This window comes from Rhizobacter koreensis (genome assembly GCF_013366375.1).
Lineage (GTDB): Bacteria > Pseudomonadota > Gammaproteobacteria > Burkholderiales > Burkholderiaceae_C > Schlegelella_A > Schlegelella_A koreensis.
Window position 1 is genome coordinate 255,920 of sequence record NZ_JABWMJ010000007.1, and the last position, 16,278, is coordinate 272,197.

The following is a 16,278-nucleotide window of genomic DNA, read 5'->3' on the forward strand; positions in this document are numbered from 1 at the left end:
ATGAAGTTCGGATCGTTCCTCGCGTCGCACGCCCTCCGCATGGGCGAAAAGGACGCGGTCGTGAGCGGCGGCGAGCGCATCGGCTTCGCCGAGCTCGAGGCGTCGACCAATCGCATCGCGCACGGCCTGCGCGCTGCCGGCGTCGAGGTGGGCGATCGCGTCGCCCTCTATCTGCCGAACGGCATCGCATTCGTGCAGGCGTTCATCGGCATCATCAAGGCCGGCGCGCTCGTCGTGCCGGTCAATCTGCCGCTCTCGGTGCCCGAGATCGCGCACCTATTGACCGACTGCGAGCCGAAGGCCGCGTTCATCGGCTCGAGCACCGCAGCCGCGTACGCGCGCGCGGCCGAAGGCCGGCCCCGCATCGTACGGATCGGCGCCGACGCGGCGTGCGCCGCCGACCTCACGCTGGCCGCGCTGATGGCGCGCGGCCAGGACGAGCCGCTCGACCTGCCGTACGCCGCCGACGACTGCATGGTCGCGTACACGTCGGGCACCACCGGGCGCGCCAAGGGCGTGGTGCTCACGCAGTCGAACTTCGTCTTCGTCAACGGCTACCTCAACGGCTACCACTGGCGGCTCGGCGCCGACGACGTCCAGCTCTGCACGACGCCGCTCGCGCATCGCACCGCGATGGCACGCCTGATGAACATGATCCTGCACGGGTCGACGCTGGTCGTGATGGCGCGCTTCGACGCCGCCGAGGCGACGCGCCTCGTGCGCGACGAGAAGGTCACCGTCTTCGGCATGGTGCCGACCGTGGGCCGCATGATGCTGCCCGAGATCGAGGCGCACCCGGAGCACTTCGCGTCGGTGCGCGTGATGACGGTCACCGGCGAGGCGTTCCCGCTCGACGTGAAGCGACGCCTCGCGGACGCGCTGCCCCAGGTGCGCTTCTATTCGTTCCTCGCGCAAACCGAGTGCGGTGCGATCACCGGGCTCGACTCCTCGGAGGCGTTCTCGCACCCCACGTCGGTCGGGCGGCCCTGGCCGGGCGTCGACGTGCGGGTGGTCGACGCCGACGGCCGCACGCTGCCGACCGGCGAAGCCGGCGAGATCTGGGTGCGCAGCGGAACGCCGGGGCTTTACTCGACGATGCGGTGCTACTTCCGGCGGCCGGAAGAGACCGCCGCGACCATCAGGGACGGTTGGCTCGCGACCGGCGACGTCGGTCGCTTCGACGCCGACGGCTACCTCTACCTGATGGACCGCAAGAAAGACATGGTGCTCTCGGGCGGCTACAACATTTACTCGAAGGAAGTCGAGATGGCGCTGATGTCGCACCCGGCGGTCGCCGACGCGGCGGTCATCGGCGTGCCCGACCCCGCGTTCGGCGAGGCGGTCTGCGCCTACGTCGAGCTCGAGCGCGGTGCCAGCGTCGACGCCGAGGCGCTCATCGCGCATTGCCGCGAGCAGATCGCGAGCTACAAGAAGCCCAAGCACCTGCTGTTCGTCGAGGCACTGCCGCGCACCAGCACCGGCAAGGTCCAGAAGGCGGTGCTGCGCGAGCAGTACGCGGCAAGGACCGCCGCGTGAGCGAGCAGCCCGTCTCGCACCGGGTCGCGCGGCCGCCGAGCGTGCCGTACCGCTCGCCGTGGCTGACGCCCGAGCTCGAGATGCTTGCCGACGCCGCCGCCCGCTTCTTCGAGGAGCGCTTCGTTCCGCGCGAGCCGCAGTGGTCGCGCGACGGGCTGATGGACCGCGGGGCGTGGAACGAGGCCGGACGGGTGGGCCTGCTCTGCGCGAGCATTCCCGAGGCCTACGGCGGTGGCGGCGGCACGCTCGCGCACGACATCGTGATCTTCAGCGAGCAGGCGCGCGCCCTCGTCGGCAGCTTCAGCAACACGGTGCACAGCGGCATCGTCGCGCACTACCTTCTGCACTACGGCAGCGAGGCGCAGAAGCGCCGCTGGCTGCCGAAGATGGCGAGCGGCGAAATGGTCGGGGCCATCGCGATGTCGGAGCCCGACGCCGGCTCGGACCTGCAGGCGATCCGCACCCGCGCCCGTCGCGACGGCGACCACTACGTGATCGACGGCGCGAAGACCTTCATCACCAACGGCTACCACGCCGACCTGGTGTTCGTGGTCGCGAAGACCGACTCGGCCGCGAAGGGTTCGCGCGGCACCTCGATCATCGTCGTCGAGACACGCGACCTTGCAGGCTTCCGGCGCGGCAAGGTGCTCGACAAGCTCGGCAACCGCGGCTCGGACACCGCCGAGCTGTTCTTCGACGGCGTGCGCGTGCCGGTCGAGAACCTGCTCGGCCCGGAGGAAGGCCAGGGCTTCCCGCAGCTGATGGCGCAGCTGCCGGCCGAGCGCCTCTACATCGCGATGAACGCGGTCGCGCAGATGGAGCGCGCGGTCGCGATGACGGTCGACTACGTGAAGGCGCGCACCGTGTTCGGGCAGCCGCTCTCGTCGCTGCAGAACACGCGCTTCAAGCTCGCCGAGTGCCGCAGCAAGGCGCAGATCGCGCGCGTCTACGTCGACAACTGCCTGGTGCGTTGCCTCGCGGACGAGCTGTCGAACGACGATGCCGCGGTCGCCAAGTGGTGGGTCACGCAGACCTGCAACGAGGTCGTCGACGAGTGCCTGCAGCTGCACGGCGGCAACGGCTACATCCTCGATTACCCGATCGCGCGGCTCTATGCGAACGCCCGCGTCGGGCCGATCTACGGCGGGTCGAACGAGATCATGAAGGAAATCATCGCGCGCGAGCTGTTCCGCTAGGGCGCGCGCGTCACCCGAAGGGAAACTCCATGCAGAAGAAGAGAGACGTCGCGATCGTCGCGTACGGCGAGACCAAGATCGCGACGAAGACCGGCCGCTCGGCCTACGACCTCGCCTCCGAGGTGTTCGAGCAGATCCTCGAGCGCACCGGCCTCGAGCCGAAGGACATCGACGGCCTCGCGGTGTCGGAAACGATGAGCGAGACCAAGAACCCGTTCTACTCGGTCTACATGGCCGACCTGCTCGGCCTCACGACGCGCTGGAACCAGGTCACCGGGCTCGGCGGCTGCTCGGCGCTCGCCAACATCGCGCGCGCCGCGTCGGCGATCCGCGAGGGCTATTGCGAGACGGTGCTCGTGATCGCATCGGACGCGCAGTCGTCGCTCGCGGTGCCCGCCGAGCAGGGCGCGCAGCGCTTCGAGTTCCAGTACCCGGTCGGCCTCAAGGGACCGGTCGGCGTGTTCGGCCTGATGACGCAGCGCTACAGGCATCTGCACGGCCTCAAGGACGAGGCGCTGGCCAAGCTCGCGGTGACGCAGCGCAACCACGCACTGCTCAACGACAACGCCTGCGAGAAGCTCAGGAAGCCGATCACCGAGCGCGACTACCTCGAGTCGAAGTTCGTCTCCGACCCGCTGCGCATGCTCGACAGCGTGATGGTCTGCGACGGCGCGAACGGCGTGCTCGTCACCAGCGTCGAGAACGCCGAACGCATCGGCGCGAAGCAACGCGTCTACCCGGTCGCGTATTCGGAGATCACCAATCACAAGGGCACCGACTTCACCGCCGAGGTCACCGACACGGGTTTCTCCGTGGTCGGCCCCGACGTGCTGCGCAAGGCCGGCATGTCGGTGAAGGACATCCGCATGCTGCAGTGCTACGACGACTTCCTGATCGCGCTGATGCTCGTGATGGAGGGCTTCGGCTTCTGCGAGGTCGGCCAGGCGTCCGACTTCGTGCTCGCCAACGACTTCTCGTTCAGCGGCAACCTTCCGCTCAACACCGGCGGCGGCCAGATCTCGGCCGGCCAGGCCGGGCTCGCCGGCGGCGGCACCAATCTCGTCGAGGCGGTGCGCCAGCTGTTCGGCGAAGGCGGCGCGCGCCAGGTGCCCAACCCGGTGAACTCGCTCGTCACCGGCATCGGACAGATCCCGTACGGCAAGAACTGGGGCGTCTCGAACGCCATGATCCTGGAGCAATGAGATGAACGCACCCGAAGCGAAGAACGCCCCCGAGGCGAAGAAGATCCCCCGACCGCTGCCCAGGCCCGACGTCTACATGAACACGGGCCCGTTCTGGGCCGCGGCCCGCGAACGCCGGCTGGTGATCCAGAAGTGCCCGCGCACCGGGCGCTTCCAGTTCTTCCCGCGCCCCGGCAGCGTGTTCACCGGCCGCCGCGACACCGAGTGGGTCGAAGTGAGCGGCAACGGCACGCTGTACTCGTGGACGCTCACCCGGTCGGCATGGCCGGGGCACGAGGACCGCGTGCCGTACATCTGTGCCTACGTCGACCTCGCCGAAGGCGTGCGCATCCTCTGCAACCTGTTCAACGCCGACGCCCAGACGCTGCGCATCGGCTTGCCGGTGAAGCTGATGTGGGAGGAACTGCCGAACGGCCAGCCCTACCCCGCATTCGAGCCGGCCTGAACGCCGCGCCGTTCGCCCTCGCGCTTTTCCCTCGTCCGATCGGACCGCCATGAACCGCAAGAACTTTCTGCTCGCCCTGCTCGCCGTCGCCGCCCTGACGCCCGCTTTCGGTCAGACCAATGCTTCCGCCGGCGACTTCCCGAACAAGCCGGTGACGCTGATCACCCCGTTCCCGCCCGGCGGCGCGGCCGACAAGATCGCGCGCACGGTCGCGGCGAGCCTGCAGCAGGCCTGGGGCCAGCAGGTGCTGGTCGACAACCGCGCCGGCGCGGGCGGCACGATCGGGGCCGAAGCGGCGGCGCGCGCCACGGGCGACCCGTACACGCTGTTCCTCGGCTCGATCGGCGTGATGACGGTCAACCAGCACATCTACAAGCAGATCCGCTACGACGCGACCAAGGACTTCACGCCGATCTCGCTGCTGGTGCGGATGCCGAGCTTCCTGGTCGTGAACTCGACCGTGCCGGCCAAGACCCTCGGCGAGTTCGTGAGCTACGCGAAGGCCAACCCCGGCAAGCTCAGCTTCTCGTCGGCGGGCAACGGCACCACCGAGCACACCAACGCCGTGATGCTCGCGCACATGGCCAATCTCGACATGGTGCACGTGCCGTACAAGGGCATCGCGCCGGCGATCACCGACCTGCTCGGCGGCCAGATCAACTTCATCATCGAGCAGGGCGTCGCCATCCTGCCGCACATCAAGGCGGGCAAGGTGCGGGCGCTCGCCGTGACCACCGCCACGCGCTCGCCGGCGCTTCCCGACGTGCCGACCTTCGCCGAGGCGGGCCTGCCCAACTACGAGGCGTCGGCCTGGTACGCGCTCTACGCGCCGGCCGGGATCCCGCGCGCGGTCCAGCAGAAGATCAACCGCGACCTCGCGCGCAGCTTCGCGACCCCCGAGATCAAGGCGCAGTTCCTCGAGACCAGCGCCGAGGTCACGGTGTCGACGCCCGAGGAGCTCGCGCGCTTCCAGAGCGCCGAGATCGCCAAGTGGGCGGCCGTCGTGCAGCGCGCCGGCATCAAGGTCGACTGACGCGGCACCCGCCACTGCCGCTCGCGAGCCTGCCGATGCCGAACGCTGCCGTCACGCGCCGCAAGCCCGCTCGCGCGAGGGCCGACGCCGCAGCGCCGCCTGACGCGCCGGTCGAGATCGGCGCGCGGCCGCGCCGCGTTGCCATCGAAGGCGCCGCGAACGACGGCGCGACGCCGCGCCGCAAGACGCTGCGCCAGGGCGAGGCGCTGACCCGCAAGCACGTGCTCGGCACCGTCTACGAGCTGATCTCGCGCGACGGCATCGAGAACCTCAGCATGCGCAAGGTCGCGGTCGCGGCGGGCCTCAGCACCGGCACGATCAACTACCACTTCGGCAACAAGCAGCGCCTGCTGATCGCCGCGCTCGAGAGCGCCTACGAGTTGCCGGACGACTGGGAGCGCTACCAGGGCTCGCCGGTCGCGCAGCTCGAACGCCTGCTCACCGGCTACGTGTGCCGGCTGCCCACCGACCGCTTCTGGCGCTTCTGGATCAACTACCTGGCGTCGAGCGTGCGCGATGCCGAGCTGCTGACGCACCAGACCGATCGCCTGCAGCGCCAGCAGCGCTTCTGGACCCGCCTCATCCATGACGGCATCGCCGCGGGCGAGTTGGCGAGCGGCGTCGATGCGGCGCGCAAGGCTGAGGAGCTGTTGATCCTCGCGCACGGCCTCGTGCTGCGCCAGCTCGCCGACCCGGGCGAGGCGAGCCGCGACCTCGCGCGCGAGCTGCTGCTCGGCCAGGTGCGGCAGATGCGCGCGCCGGCGCGCCGGGCCTCGACGGCCTGAGCCCATGCCCCGCAGCGCGCCGACACCGTGGCGAAGGCTTCTCCCGCAACGAACTCCATCTGCTTCGGCGGCATCGCGCCTGGCTGAAGCTCCCATTCCGCACGAACCAGGAGCCGTGATGAACCGCAGAAACCTGCTGATCGCCGCCGCCGCGCTCGCCGCCGTCACCGGGGCCTCGGCACAGTCCTACCCGACCAAGCCGATCCGCATCCTCGCGGGCGCGCCCCCGGGCGGCGCGTTCGACATGATGGCGCGCCTGGTGGCCGAAGGCCTCCAGAAAGCAACCGGCCAGTCCGTCATCGTCGAGAACCGCTCGGGCGCCGGCGGCACGATCGCGGTCGACGCGGCGGCGCGCTCGGCACCCGACGGCTACACGCTGGTGGTGGGCTCGACCGGTCCGTTCGCGGTGAGTCCGAGCCTCATCAAGAAGCTGCCGTACGACCCGGTGAAGGACTTCGTGCCGATCGCGCGTTTGTCGCTGATGCCGAGCTACCTGGTCGTCAACGGCAACGTGCCGGCGAGCAACGTCAAGGAGTTCCTCGCCTACGCCAAGGCGAACCCCGGCAAGCTGACGTACGCGTCGACCGGCAACGGCCTCTCGCAGCACACCAATGTCGAGCTGCTCAAGAACATGGCGGGCATCTTCATCCTGCCGGTCACGTATCGAGGCAGCGCGCCGGCGGTGACCGACCTGCTCGGCGGCCAGGTCGACCTGATGATCGAGCTCGGCCCGCAGGCGATCCCGCACATCAAGTCCGGCAAGCTCAAGGTGCTGGCAACAACCACCGCCAAGCGCACCGAGGCGATGCCCGAGGTGCCGACCCTCGCCGAAAGCGGCGTGCCGGGCTACGAGGCGTTCACCTGGTTCGCGCTCTACGCCCCGGCCGGCACGCCCGCCGACGTCGTCGCCAGGATCCACGCCGAGACGGTGAAGTACTTCAACCAGCCCGACGTCAAGGCGCGCCTCGCGGCCGCCGGCGCCGAGGTCGCGACGACGTCCGGCGACGAGCTCGCGCGCTTCCAGGCCGCCGAGACGAAGAAGTGGGCCGAGGTGATCCAGCGCGCCGGCATCAAGCCGGAGTGATGCGCGCGAGGCGGTTGCGCCTGGCGGCCGCCACACCGGCTCACCCGCGAACCGGCGGCGCTTTCGGGCGCCGCTCGCGTTCAGGCCATCGGTCCCGCGCAGCCGGGGCCACGCCGCTGCGGTCGCGTCAGCCGCGATCCGGCGCCGGGTACTCCACCGCCAGCACCTCGAGCGTTTCGACGCCGCCCGGGGTCGCGAGCTGCACCTCGTCGCCGACGCGCGCCTTCAGGAGGGCGCGCGCGATCGGCGCGACCCAGCTCACCTCGCCCTGGCTGCTGTCGGCTTCGTCGATGCCTTTGATCGTGATCGTGCGCTCCTCGTCGCGCTGGTTCACGTAGCGCACCGTCGCGCCGAAGAAGATCTGGTCCGACCCGTGATGCAGCGACGGGTCGACGACCTCGGCGAGGTCGAGCCGCTTGGTCAGGAAGCGGATCCGGCGGTCGATCTCGCGCAGCCGCTTCTTGCCGTAGAGGTAGTCGCCGTTCTCCGAGCGGTCGCCGTTCTTGGCCGCCCACGAGACCACCTCGACCACCTTGGGGCGCTCGTCGTCGAGCAGGCCGAGCAGCTCGGCGCGCAGACGCTGGTAACCCGCGGGGGTCAGGTAGTTGCGCGTGCCGGCGGGGATCGCCGGCGCCGCGGCGACCTCGTCGTCGAGGTCGTCGGCATCGGCATCGGTCTCGCGCGTGAAGGCCTTGTTCATCGTGTTTCGGCAATCGGTTTCGCAGCGCACGCAGGCGGTTCCCGCTGACGTCCCGCAGCGTCTCGCGGAGCACCGGCGCACCGCGCAGCGCAGCCGGCGCCGGCGCGCGCCGCGAGTCTAGGCCCGCGCGCGTCGCCGGGTCGGGCCGCGGATTTGCCATAGAGTGCGCGCTCGTCCGGACGCCTCGGCCGCGGCGCCGGGGCCGCGACCTGCCGGTCACCCGCTCGCATCATGAACCTCGCTTCCGTCGCCCTGCTCGCGTTCTCGATGTCGACCGATGCGTTCGCGGCCGCCATCGGCAAGGGCCTCGCCCTCGAGCGGCCGCACTGGCGCGAGGCCGTGCGCACCGGCCTCATCTTCGGCGTGATCGAGGCGCTGACGCCGGTAATCGGCTGGGCGCTCGGGCGCGTCGCCGCGAACTACGTCGAGGCGTGGGACCACTGGATCGCGTTCACCCTGCTCGGCGGCCTCGGCATGCGCATGATCCTCGCCAGCCTGCGCGCGCCCGATGACGAGGACGAGGCCAAGCCGAACCGCCATGGCTTCTGGCTGCTCGCGGTCACCGGCCTCGCGACCAGCATCGACGCGATGGTGGTCGGCGCGAGCCTGGCCTTCATCGAGGTCGAGATCGTGCCGATCGCGGCTGCCATCGGCCTCGCGACCCTGGTGATGGTGAGCGCGGGCGTGATGCTCGGCCGCGTGCTCGGCGTGATGGCCGGGCGCTGGGCCGAGGCGGTCGGCGGCTTCCTCCTGATCGGCATCGGCACCACCATCCTCGTCGAGCACCTGCGGATCGTCTGATCGATGGCGCAAGCGCGGACGCCGCCTCGCCGGCGCCGACGCGCTTCGAAAGCCCCGTGCCGGTGCGGCCCGCGACGGGCCTGCGCAGGGCTGCCCATAGACTCGGGCGTCCATGTGGCTGACCGTCGTCTTCGTCCTCCCCTTCCTCGGCAGCGCCGTCGCCGCGCTGCTTCCGACCCACGCGCGCAACCTCGAATCGCTCGCCGCCGGCCTCGTGGCGCTTGCCGTGCTGGTGCCGCTCGCGCTGGTCTACCCCGACATCCGCGACGGCCACGTGATCGTCGAGCGGCTTGCGTGGCTGCCGAGCCTCGGTCTCGATCTGGTGGTGCGCCTCGACGGCTTCGCGTGGATGTTCGCGATGCTGGTTGCCGGCATGGGCCTCCTGGTCGTCGTCTATGCGCGCTACTACCTGTCGCCGCACGACCCGGCGGCGCGCTTCTACGCGCTGCTGCTCGGGTTCATGGGCTCGATGCTCGGCGTCGTCGTCTCCGGCAACCTGCTGCAGCTGGTGCTGTTCTGGGAGCTGACCAGCCTCTTCTCGTTCCTGCTCATCGGCTACTGGCAGCACCGGCGTGACGCGCGCCGCGGCGCCCGCATGGCGTTCACGGTCACCGCCGCCGGCGGCCTGGCCCTGCTCGCCGGCGTGCTGGTGCTCGGGCAGATCGTCGGCAGCCACGACCTCGAGGTGGTGCTTGAGGCCGGCGAACGGGTGCGCGCGCATCCGCTCTACCCGCTCGCGCTCGGCCTCGTGCTGCTGGGCGCGCTCACCAAGAGTGCGCAGTTCCCGTTCCACTTCTGGCTGCCGCACGCGATGGCGGCGCCGACACCGGTGTCGGCCTATCTGCACTCGGCGACCATGGTCAAGGCGGGCGTGTTCCTGCTCGCGCGCCTCTGGCCGGTGCTCGCTGGCACCGACGCCTGGTTCTGGATCGTCGGTGGCGCCGGTCTCGCGACGCTGCTGCTCGGCGCCTACGTGGCGATGTTCCAGAACGACCTGAAGGGCCTGCTCGCCTACTCGACGATCAGCCATCTCGGCCTCATCACGCTGCTGCTCGGCCTCGACAGCCCGCTTGCCGCGGTCGCGGCGGTGTTCCACATCATGAACCACGCCACCTTCAAGGCGTCGCTCTTCATGGCGGTCGGCATCATCGACCACGAGACCGGCACGCGCGACATGCGCCGCCTCGACGGCCTGTTCCACGCGATTCCGATCACCGGAACGCTCGCGATGGTCGCGTGCGCGGCGATGGCCGGGGTGCCGCTCCTCAACGGGTTCCTCTCGAAGGAGATGTTCTTCGCCGAGACGGTGTTCCTGACCGCCAACCCGCTGGTCGAGGCCGCGCTGCCCGTCGCGGCCACGCTCGCCGGCCTGTTCGCGGTGGTCTATTCGCTGCGCTTCGGCCACGACGTCTTCTTCGGCCCGCTCACGCGCGACCTGCCGCGCCAGCCGCACGAGCCGGTGCGCTGGATGCGCGCACCGGTCGACCTGCTGGTGCTCGCCTGCGTGGTGGTCGGCGTGGCCCCCGCGCTCGCCGTCGGGCCGCTGCTCGCCACCGCGGCGCTGCCGGTGGTCGGCGGCAACCTGCCGACCTACAGCCTCGCGGTGTGGCACGGCGTGACGAGTCCGCTGCTGATGAGCCTGGTCGCGCTGGCCGGCGGCATCGCGGTCTACCGGCTGTTCGGCGAGCGCTTCAAGCGGCGCGGCGCGCGCCGCGTGCCGCTGCTCGGCGCGTTCGACGGCAAGCGCACGTTCGAGACCCTGCTCGTGCTCGCGAGCCGCGGCGCGCGCCAGGGCCTAAGGCTCGCCGGCACGCGGCGCCTTCAGCCGCAGCTGTTCTGGATGCTCGCGGTCGCCGGTGCCGCGGGGCTCGGCTCGGCGCTGATCGTGCCGCTGGTCTGGGGCGACCGGCCGCGCGTCCCGGCGACGCCCGAGTTCGTGATGCTGTGGGTGCTCGGCGGCAGTGCCGCCATCGGCGCGGCGGTGCAGGCCAAGTTCCACCGCCTCGCGGCGCTCACCATGCTGAGCGTGGTCGGCCTGGTGCTCTGCCTCACCTTCGCCTGGTTCTCGGCGCCCGACCTCGCGCTGACCCAGCTCGCGGTCGAGGTGGTCACCGTCGTGCTGTTCCTGCTCGGGCTGCGCTGGCTGCCGCGCCGGGTGGCGCAGGACGACCCCCTCACCGCGGCGCGCGCGCTCTGGCGCCGGCGCCGCGACTTCGTGCTCGCGGTCGCGATCGGGCTCGGCATGGCCGCGCTCTCGTACGCCATGCTCACGCGGCAGGCGCCGCAGAGCATCTCGCCGTTCTTCATCGACCGCGCCTTGCCTGAAGGCGGCGGCACCAACGTCGTCAACGTGATGCTGGTCGACTTCCGCGCCTTCGACACGCTGGGCGAGATCACGGTGCTCGGCATCGTCGCGCTCACCGTCTATGCGCTGCTGCGCCGCTTCAGGCCGCCGCGCGAATCGATCGAGCTGCCGCCGCAGCAGCGCGTGGTGCCGGCGAGCGAGCAGAGCGACCTGCTGGCGCGGCCCGACCGGAGCGAGGCGGCCGGCGGCTATCTGCTGGTGCCGTCGATGCTCGCGCAGCTGGTGCTGCCCGGCGCGGTGGTGTTCGCGCTCTACCTCTTCCTGCGCGGCCACAACGAGCCGGGCGGCGGCTTCGTCGCCGGCCTCGCGGTCGCGATCGCGTTCATCGCGCAGTACATGGTGGGCGGCACGCGCTGGGTCGAGGACCGGGCCAACCTCAGGCCGCCGCGCTGGATCGGTCTCGGTCTGCTGACCGCGCTCGTCACCGGCCTCGGTGCGCTCGCCTTCGGCCATCCCTTCCTCACCACGCACACGGCGCACGTCACGCTGCCGCTGGTCGGCGAACTGCACCTGCCGAGCGCGGCGCTGTTCGACTTCGGCGTGTTCGCGGTGGTGCTGGGCTCGACCCTGCTGCTGCTCACGGCGCTGGCCCACCAGTCGCTGCGCTCGCGCCGCAAGCCGCCGTCGCCGGACCGCCCCGGCGAGGCCGCCTGATGGAGATCGTGATCTCGCTGGCGATCGGCGTGCTGGCCAGCGCGGGCGTCTGGCTGGTGCTTCGGCCGCGCACGTTCCAGGTCCTGATCGGCCTCTCGCTGCTGTCGTACGCGGTCAACCTCTTCATCTTCAGCGTCGGAAGCCTCTCGATCGACAAGGAGCCGATCGTGCAGCCGGGCGTTCCGGCCAATCTCGTCAACTACAGCGACCCGCTGCCCCAGTCGCTGGTGCTGACCGCGATCGTGATCGGCTTCGCGACCACCGCGCTCTTCCTCGTGGTGCTGCTCGCCCTGCGCGGCCTGAGCGGCGGCGACCACGTCGACGGCCAGGAGGAGCGGCCGTGACCGACGCGCTCTCCCACCTCGCGGTCGCACCGGTGCTGCTGCCGCTGGCCACCGCGGCGCTGATGCTGCTGATCCCCGAGAAGCGCCGGCGCGCGAAATCGCTGCTCGGGCTCGTCTCGACCGCGCTCGGCCTTCTGGTTGCCGTCACGATGCTGATCGGCGTCGGCCGCCACGGCGCGCCGGGCGTGCTCGCGGTCTACCTGCCCGGCAACTGGCCGGTGCCGTTCGGCATCGTCCTCGTCGTCGATCGACTGTCGGCGCTGATGATGGTGCTCGCCGGCAGCATCGGCCTGGCGTCGCTCGGCTATGCGCAGGCGCGCTGGCAACGCGCCGGGGTCCACTTCGAGGCCCTGTTCCAGCTCCAGCTGATGGGGCTCTACGGCGCCTTCCTCACCGGCGACCTGTTCAACCTGTTCGTCTTCTTCGAGGTGCTGCTCGCCGCGAGCTACGGCCTGCTGCTGCACGGCGGCGGCGGCTCCCGGGTACGCGCCGGGCTGCACTACATCGCGATCAACCTGACGGCGTCGCTGCTGTTCCTCGTCGGCGTCGCCCTGCTCTACGGCGTGACCGGCACGCTCAACATGGCCGACCTCGCGCAGAAGCTGCCGAGCGTGCCGGCGACCGACCGCGGCCTGCTGCACGCCGGCGGCGCGATCCTCGGCATCGCCTTTCTCGCCAAGGCCGCGCTGTGGCCGCTCAACTTCTGGCTTCCGGGCGCCTACGCCGCCGCCGGTGCGCCGGTCGCCGCGCTGTTCGCGATCCTCACCAAGGTCGGCGTCTATGCGGTGCTGCGCCTCTGGACGCTGTGCTTTTCCGCGAGCGCCGGCGGCTCGTCGCTGTTCGGCGCCGACGTCCTGATCTGGGGCGGCGTGCTGACGATCGCGTTCGGCTCCGTCGGCATGCTGGCGTCGCAGCGCCTCAGCCGGCTCGCGGCGTTCAGCGTGATCACGTCGTCGGGAACGCTGCTCGCGGCGATCGGCTTCGACGTGCCGGCCCTCACCGGCGGCGCGCTCTTCTACCTCGCGAGCTCGACCCTTGCCGGCGCGGCGCTGTTCCTGCTCGCCGAGCTGATCGAGCGTGCACGCCAGACCGACGTCGCGCCGCCGCCGGTCGACGACGCCGACGACCACCTGCCGTTCTTCGTCGACGACGAGCCGCCGCCCGACATCAACCTCGACGACCAGGAAGAGCCGCTGGTCGGCCGCGCGATCCCCGCGGCGCTGGTGTTCGTCGGCGTGGGCTTCATCGTCTGCGCGCTCGTCGTCGCCGGCATGCCGCCACTCTCGGGCTTCATCGGCAAGATCGCGATGCTGTCGGCGCTGCTCGGCGTCGGCGTTGCGCCGGTTGCCCATTCGGTCGCCGCCTGGACCCTGTTCGCGCTGCTGATCGTGTCGGGGCTCGCAGCCGCGATCGCGTTCATGCGCGTCGGCATCCGCCACTTCTGGGCCGCGCAGGACCGCTGGGTGCCGCATCTGCGCCTGATCGAGGGCGTGCCGGTGCTGATGCTGCTCGGCGCCTGCGTGCTGCTGGTGCTGCACGGCGAGCGCGCGCTGCGTTTCGGCGCCGCCACCGCCGAGGCGCTGCACCGCCCCGTCGGCTACGTCGAGGCCGTGCTGGCGGCGCGCCCGGTGCAGCGCTCGCGCGGCGCCTCCGCGGCGGCACGCGCCGAAGCTGCGCCCGAGCCGGAGACGGAGGTCGCGCGTTGAAGCGCTGGCTGCCGGCGCCGCTGCTCTCGGCGGGTCTGTTCACGTTCTGGCTGCTGCTGCAGCAGAGCGTCGCCCCCGCACATCTGCTGCTCGGCGCGCTGATCGCGATCGCGGTTCCGCGCCTCACCGCCCCGTTGCGCGTCGCCGGCGGCCGGGTGCGCCACCCGCTGCGGCTGCTGCGCCTCATCGGCCATGTCGGCGGCGACGTCGTGCGCTCGGGCCTCGGCGTCGGCGCCGGGGTGCTGAAGGCGTCGCGGCACCCGCCGCGCGGGCGCTTCGTGGTCGTGCCGCTCGAGCTGCGCGACCCGCACGCGCTCGCGGCGCTCGCCATGATCACCGCCGTGGTGCCGGGCACCGTATGGTGCGAGCTCGCGCTCGACCGCAGCGCACTGCTGCTGCACGTGTTCGACGTCGCCGACGACGCCGCCTTCATCGCCCACTACAAGAGCCGCTACGAGCGGCCGCTCGTGGAGATCTTCGAATGAGTCCTCTGCTCGGCCACGCGATCACCGTCACCCTCGTCCTCTACGGGCTCGCGATGGCGCTCGGCCTCTGGCGCGTGATGCGCGGACCGAGCGCCCAGGACCGCGTGCTCGCGCTCGACTTCCTCTCGGTGGTCGGCATGCTGATCATGCTGGTGCTCGCGATCCGCTACGACAGCAGCATGTACTTCGAGGGCGCGCTGCTGCTCGCGCTGTTCGGCTTCGTGAGCTCGGTGGCGATGGCCAAGTTCCTGCTCCGCGGCGAGGTGATCGAATGAGCGACGCCATCGTCGCCGCGCTGCTGGTGTTCAGCGGCGTCGTCGTGCTGACCGCCGGGCTCGGCCTCTGGCGGCTCGACAACTTCTTCCTCCGCATGCACGCGCCGGCGCTCGCGTCGACGCTCGGCGCGTGGATCGTCGCGCTGGCGTCGATCGTCCACTTCTCGTCACGCGGCAACGGTCTCTCGCTGCACGTCTGGCTCGTGATCATCGTGCTCTCGATCGCGAGTCCGGTGACCGCGATGCTGCTGGCGCGCGCCGCGCTGTTCCGGCGACGCCAGGCCGGCGATCCGCTGCCGCCGCCGCTCGGCGGCGAGCGCCAGCCCTGACCGGCGCGCCTTGCCACGCCGCATGCGGTGCGCCGCCGCGCACGGCTGAGCGACGACCGCGTGAGCTCGCCGCTCACCCGTGCCGCGGCAAGGCGGTTCGGCGCGCGCGCGATCAGTCGTCGCCGAGCTTGAGCCGGCTCGGCAGCCGCCGCTCGAGCGAGAACTTGAGCAGCGCGGCGCTGCGATACACCGCGTGCGCGAACTTGCCGTACGGCAGGGTCGCGAAAAGGGCCATCACCACGCCCAGATGGACCGCCAGCAGCAGCGCCATCCAGCCGGTGTCGCGCCAGGCGAGCAGCGCCAGACCCGTTGCGCTGGTCAGCAGCAGCAGCGCGATGAACGCGCGGTCCATCGGGCGCTGGGCCGGGTCGCCCTGCGCGGGGTCGCGTCGCCGGGCCATCCACAGGAGCCCGATCGGTCCGACCACGAGGCCGATGCCGCCGAGCGTGCCGAGCAGCACCGGAAGGCTTGTCGGCGCGTAAGGCGCCGGCCGTCCGAGCACGTAGTGGTAGAGCGTCGCGACGCAGGTGGATGCGAAGCAGAGCATGAAGCCGTAGAACGTCGTCTGGTGCCAGCGCCGGCGCCACAGCGTGAAGCGATCGTCGGCGTCGTTGCAGCCTTCGCCGTGGCCACCGTCGAGATACTTCATGACGAGCACGTTCCGGATCGCCTCCAGGCCTGCGGCGGCACGCTCGCGGTACGGCCCGTCCCCCTCGCGCACGTCGCGCCAGAACGCACGCGCGCCGATGCCGAGCGCGACGATCGCGAAGCCGAACACGGCACCGAACAGCGCGACCAGCAGGTTGTGCGGAAAGATCGCGTAGAAGTCGCCGGCGAGCGGCTGGTGGAACAACGTGCCGGCGAGCGCGAGCGCCAGTACCAGGAACAGCGCCAGGCCGCCGGCGAGCGCCAGCGCAACGGTCAGACCATTCTGGCGATAGAGCGCGCCGAACGCCGCCGGCCACGCGTAGTCGGCGTAGGTGCTGCCGCGCACCTCGGCCAGCGCGCGCGGCACGTTGACCGCGAACTCGTGAGGCGGCGCGTACTGGCAGGCGTGCAGGCAGGCGCCGCAGTTGTGGCAGAGGTTCGCCAGGTAGTGGGTGTCCGCTTTCGCGAACTCGAGGCGCCGCGTCATCGCCGGAAACACCGCGCAGAAACCTTCGCAGTAGCGGCACGCGTTGCAGATCTGCAGGATGCGCGCGACCTCGCCTTCCGCCGCGGTCAGCGGCAGCACCGGGCGGATTGGCACCACGCGCGGGTTGGCGCTGCCGATGCCGTCGACATCGGCACGCGCTTGATCGATGAGGTCGGAGAGCGGATGCATGAGGGTCCGATCGT

At 70.9% G+C, this 16,278-nt stretch carries 16 protein-coding genes; 14 read left to right on the top strand and 2 right to left on the bottom strand.

The genetic code is table 11. The features are described 5' to 3' along the window. The 7 genes from HQN59_RS16175 (at window position 1) to HQN59_RS16205 (ending at window position 7,281) form a co-directional block, all read left to right on the top strand. Window positions 1-1,536 carry a class I adenylate-forming enzyme family protein gene (locus tag HQN59_RS16175; RefSeq protein WP_176070148.1) on the top strand — a complete coding sequence of 512 codons (1,536 nt, stop codon included), beginning with the start codon at window positions 1-3 and terminating at the stop codon, window positions 1,534-1,536. Beyond that, on the top strand, window positions 1,533-2,732 hold the full coding sequence (locus HQN59_RS16180; RefSeq protein WP_342451224.1) for an acyl-CoA dehydrogenase family protein: 1,200 nt from the start codon (window positions 1,533-1,535) through the stop codon (window positions 2,730-2,732). Before HQN59_RS16175 ends, HQN59_RS16180 begins: the two co-directional genes overlap by 4 nt. 29 nt (window positions 2,733-2,761) lie before the next feature. Further along, window positions 2,762-3,934: a thiolase family protein gene (locus HQN59_RS16185; RefSeq protein WP_176070149.1), complete on the top strand. Its 1,173-nt coding sequence runs from the start codon at window positions 2,762-2,764 to the stop codon at window positions 3,932-3,934. 1 nt (window position 3,935) lies between these two features. After that, window positions 3,936-4,379 (top strand): Zn-ribbon domain-containing OB-fold protein, encoded by a 444-nt coding sequence (locus HQN59_RS16190; protein WP_176070150.1) that lies wholly within the window; start codon window positions 3,936-3,938, stop codon window positions 4,377-4,379. Between the two features lie 49 nt (window positions 4,380-4,428). Beyond that, window positions 4,429-5,412: a Bug family tripartite tricarboxylate transporter substrate binding protein gene (locus tag HQN59_RS16195; protein WP_176070151.1), complete on the top strand. Its 984-nt coding sequence runs from the start codon at window positions 4,429-4,431 to the stop codon at window positions 5,410-5,412. 35 nt (window positions 5,413-5,447) lie between these two features. Next, entirely contained in the window at window positions 5,448-6,197 is a 750-nt protein-coding gene (locus HQN59_RS16200; protein ID WP_176070152.1) for a TetR/AcrR family transcriptional regulator, read from the top strand. Window positions 6,198-6,315: 118 nt separating this feature from the next. Continuing rightward, window positions 6,316-7,281 carry a Bug family tripartite tricarboxylate transporter substrate binding protein gene (locus HQN59_RS16205; RefSeq protein WP_176070153.1) on the top strand — a complete coding sequence of 322 codons (966 nt, stop codon included), beginning with the start codon at window positions 6,316-6,318 and terminating at the stop codon, window positions 7,279-7,281. Window positions 7,282-7,408: 127 nt separating this feature from the next. Here the strand turns inward: HQN59_RS16205 and greB are convergent, their stop codons facing one another. After that, window positions 7,409-7,981, bottom strand: a complete 573-nt coding sequence (gene greB, locus HQN59_RS16210; protein WP_176070154.1) for a transcription elongation factor GreB — start codon at window positions 7,979-7,981, stop codon at window positions 7,409-7,411. A 231-nt stretch (window positions 7,982-8,212) separates the two neighbouring features. Between greB and mntP the strand changes: the two genes are divergently transcribed. The 7 genes from mntP to mnhG all read left to right on the top strand — a co-directional run bounded on the left by mntP (window position 8,213) and on the right by mnhG (window position 14,940). Continuing rightward, complete coding sequence (gene mntP, locus HQN59_RS16215; RefSeq protein ID WP_176070155.1) at window positions 8,213-8,782, top strand: manganese efflux pump MntP; 570 nt, start codon at window positions 8,213-8,215, stop codon at window positions 8,780-8,782. A gap of 112 nt (window positions 8,783-8,894) precedes the next feature. Beyond that, entirely contained in the window at window positions 8,895-11,801 is a 2,907-nt protein-coding gene (locus HQN59_RS16220; protein WP_176070156.1) for a monovalent cation/H+ antiporter subunit A, read from the top strand. Then, on the top strand, window positions 11,801-12,145 hold the full coding sequence (locus HQN59_RS16225; RefSeq protein ID WP_176070157.1) for a Na+/H+ antiporter subunit C: 345 nt from the start codon (window positions 11,801-11,803) through the stop codon (window positions 12,143-12,145). The genes HQN59_RS16220 and HQN59_RS16225 overlap by 1 nt, the downstream gene beginning before the upstream one ends. Then, entirely contained in the window at window positions 12,142-13,851 is a 1,710-nt protein-coding gene (locus tag HQN59_RS16230; protein ID WP_176070158.1) for a monovalent cation/H+ antiporter subunit D, read from the top strand. The genes HQN59_RS16225 and HQN59_RS16230 overlap by 4 nt, the downstream gene beginning before the upstream one ends. Continuing rightward, entirely contained in the window at window positions 13,848-14,336 is a 489-nt protein-coding gene (locus HQN59_RS16235) for a Na+/H+ antiporter subunit E (RefSeq protein ID WP_176070159.1), read from the top strand. Before HQN59_RS16230 ends, HQN59_RS16235 begins: the two co-directional genes overlap by 4 nt. Next, on the top strand, window positions 14,333-14,611 hold the full coding sequence (locus HQN59_RS16240; RefSeq protein WP_176070160.1) for a K+/H+ antiporter subunit F: 279 nt from the start codon (window positions 14,333-14,335) through the stop codon (window positions 14,609-14,611). The genes HQN59_RS16235 and HQN59_RS16240 overlap by 4 nt, the downstream gene beginning before the upstream one ends. Beyond that, window positions 14,608-14,940 (top strand): monovalent cation/H(+) antiporter subunit G, encoded by a 333-nt coding sequence (gene mnhG, locus HQN59_RS16245; RefSeq protein WP_176070161.1) that lies wholly within the window; start codon window positions 14,608-14,610, stop codon window positions 14,938-14,940. Before HQN59_RS16240 ends, mnhG begins: the two co-directional genes overlap by 4 nt. 112 nt (window positions 14,941-15,052) lie before the next feature. Here the strand turns inward: mnhG and tcuB are convergent, their stop codons facing one another. Next, window positions 15,053-16,264: a tricarballylate utilization 4Fe-4S protein TcuB gene (gene tcuB / locus HQN59_RS16250; protein WP_176070162.1), complete on the bottom strand. Its 1,212-nt coding sequence runs from the start codon at window positions 16,262-16,264 to the stop codon at window positions 15,053-15,055. Between the last annotated feature and the right edge of the window lie 14 nt (window positions 16,265-16,278).

Bases quoted from the DNA above. Each gene is read 5' to 3' on its own strand.
- HQN59_RS16225 (WP_176070157.1), top strand. From the start codon at position 11,801: ATGGAGATCGTGATCTCGCTGGCGATCGGCGTGCTGGCCAGCGCGGGC.
- HQN59_RS16200 (WP_176070152.1), top strand. From the start codon at position 5,448: ATGCCGAACGCTGCCGTCACGCGCCGCAAGCCCGCTCGCGCGAGGGCC.
- tcuB (WP_176070162.1), bottom strand. From the start codon at position 16,264: ATGCATCCGCTCTCCGACCTCATCGATCAAGCGCGTGCCGATGTCGAC.
- HQN59_RS16190 (WP_176070150.1), top strand. From the start codon at position 3,936: ATGAACGCACCCGAAGCGAAGAACGCCCCCGAGGCGAAGAAGATCCCC.
- greB (WP_176070154.1), bottom strand. From the start codon at position 7,981: ATGAACAAGGCCTTCACGCGCGAGACCGATGCCGATGCCGACGACCTC.
- HQN59_RS16240 (WP_176070160.1), top strand. From the start codon at position 14,333: ATGAGTCCTCTGCTCGGCCACGCGATCACCGTCACCCTCGTCCTCTAC.
- HQN59_RS16195 (WP_176070151.1), top strand. From the start codon at position 4,429: ATGAACCGCAAGAACTTTCTGCTCGCCCTGCTCGCCGTCGCCGCCCTG.
- HQN59_RS16185 (WP_176070149.1), top strand. From the start codon at position 2,762: ATGCAGAAGAAGAGAGACGTCGCGATCGTCGCGTACGGCGAGACCAAG.
- mnhG (WP_176070161.1), top strand. From the start codon at position 14,608: ATGAGCGACGCCATCGTCGCCGCGCTGCTGGTGTTCAGCGGCGTCGTC.
- mntP (WP_176070155.1), top strand. From the start codon at position 8,213: ATGAACCTCGCTTCCGTCGCCCTGCTCGCGTTCTCGATGTCGACCGAT.
- HQN59_RS16175 (WP_176070148.1), top strand. From the start codon at position 1: ATGAAGTTCGGATCGTTCCTCGCGTCGCACGCCCTCCGCATGGGCGAA.
- HQN59_RS16205 (WP_176070153.1), top strand. From the start codon at position 6,316: ATGAACCGCAGAAACCTGCTGATCGCCGCCGCCGCGCTCGCCGCCGTC.
- HQN59_RS16220 (WP_176070156.1), top strand. From the start codon at position 8,895: ATGTGGCTGACCGTCGTCTTCGTCCTCCCCTTCCTCGGCAGCGCCGTC.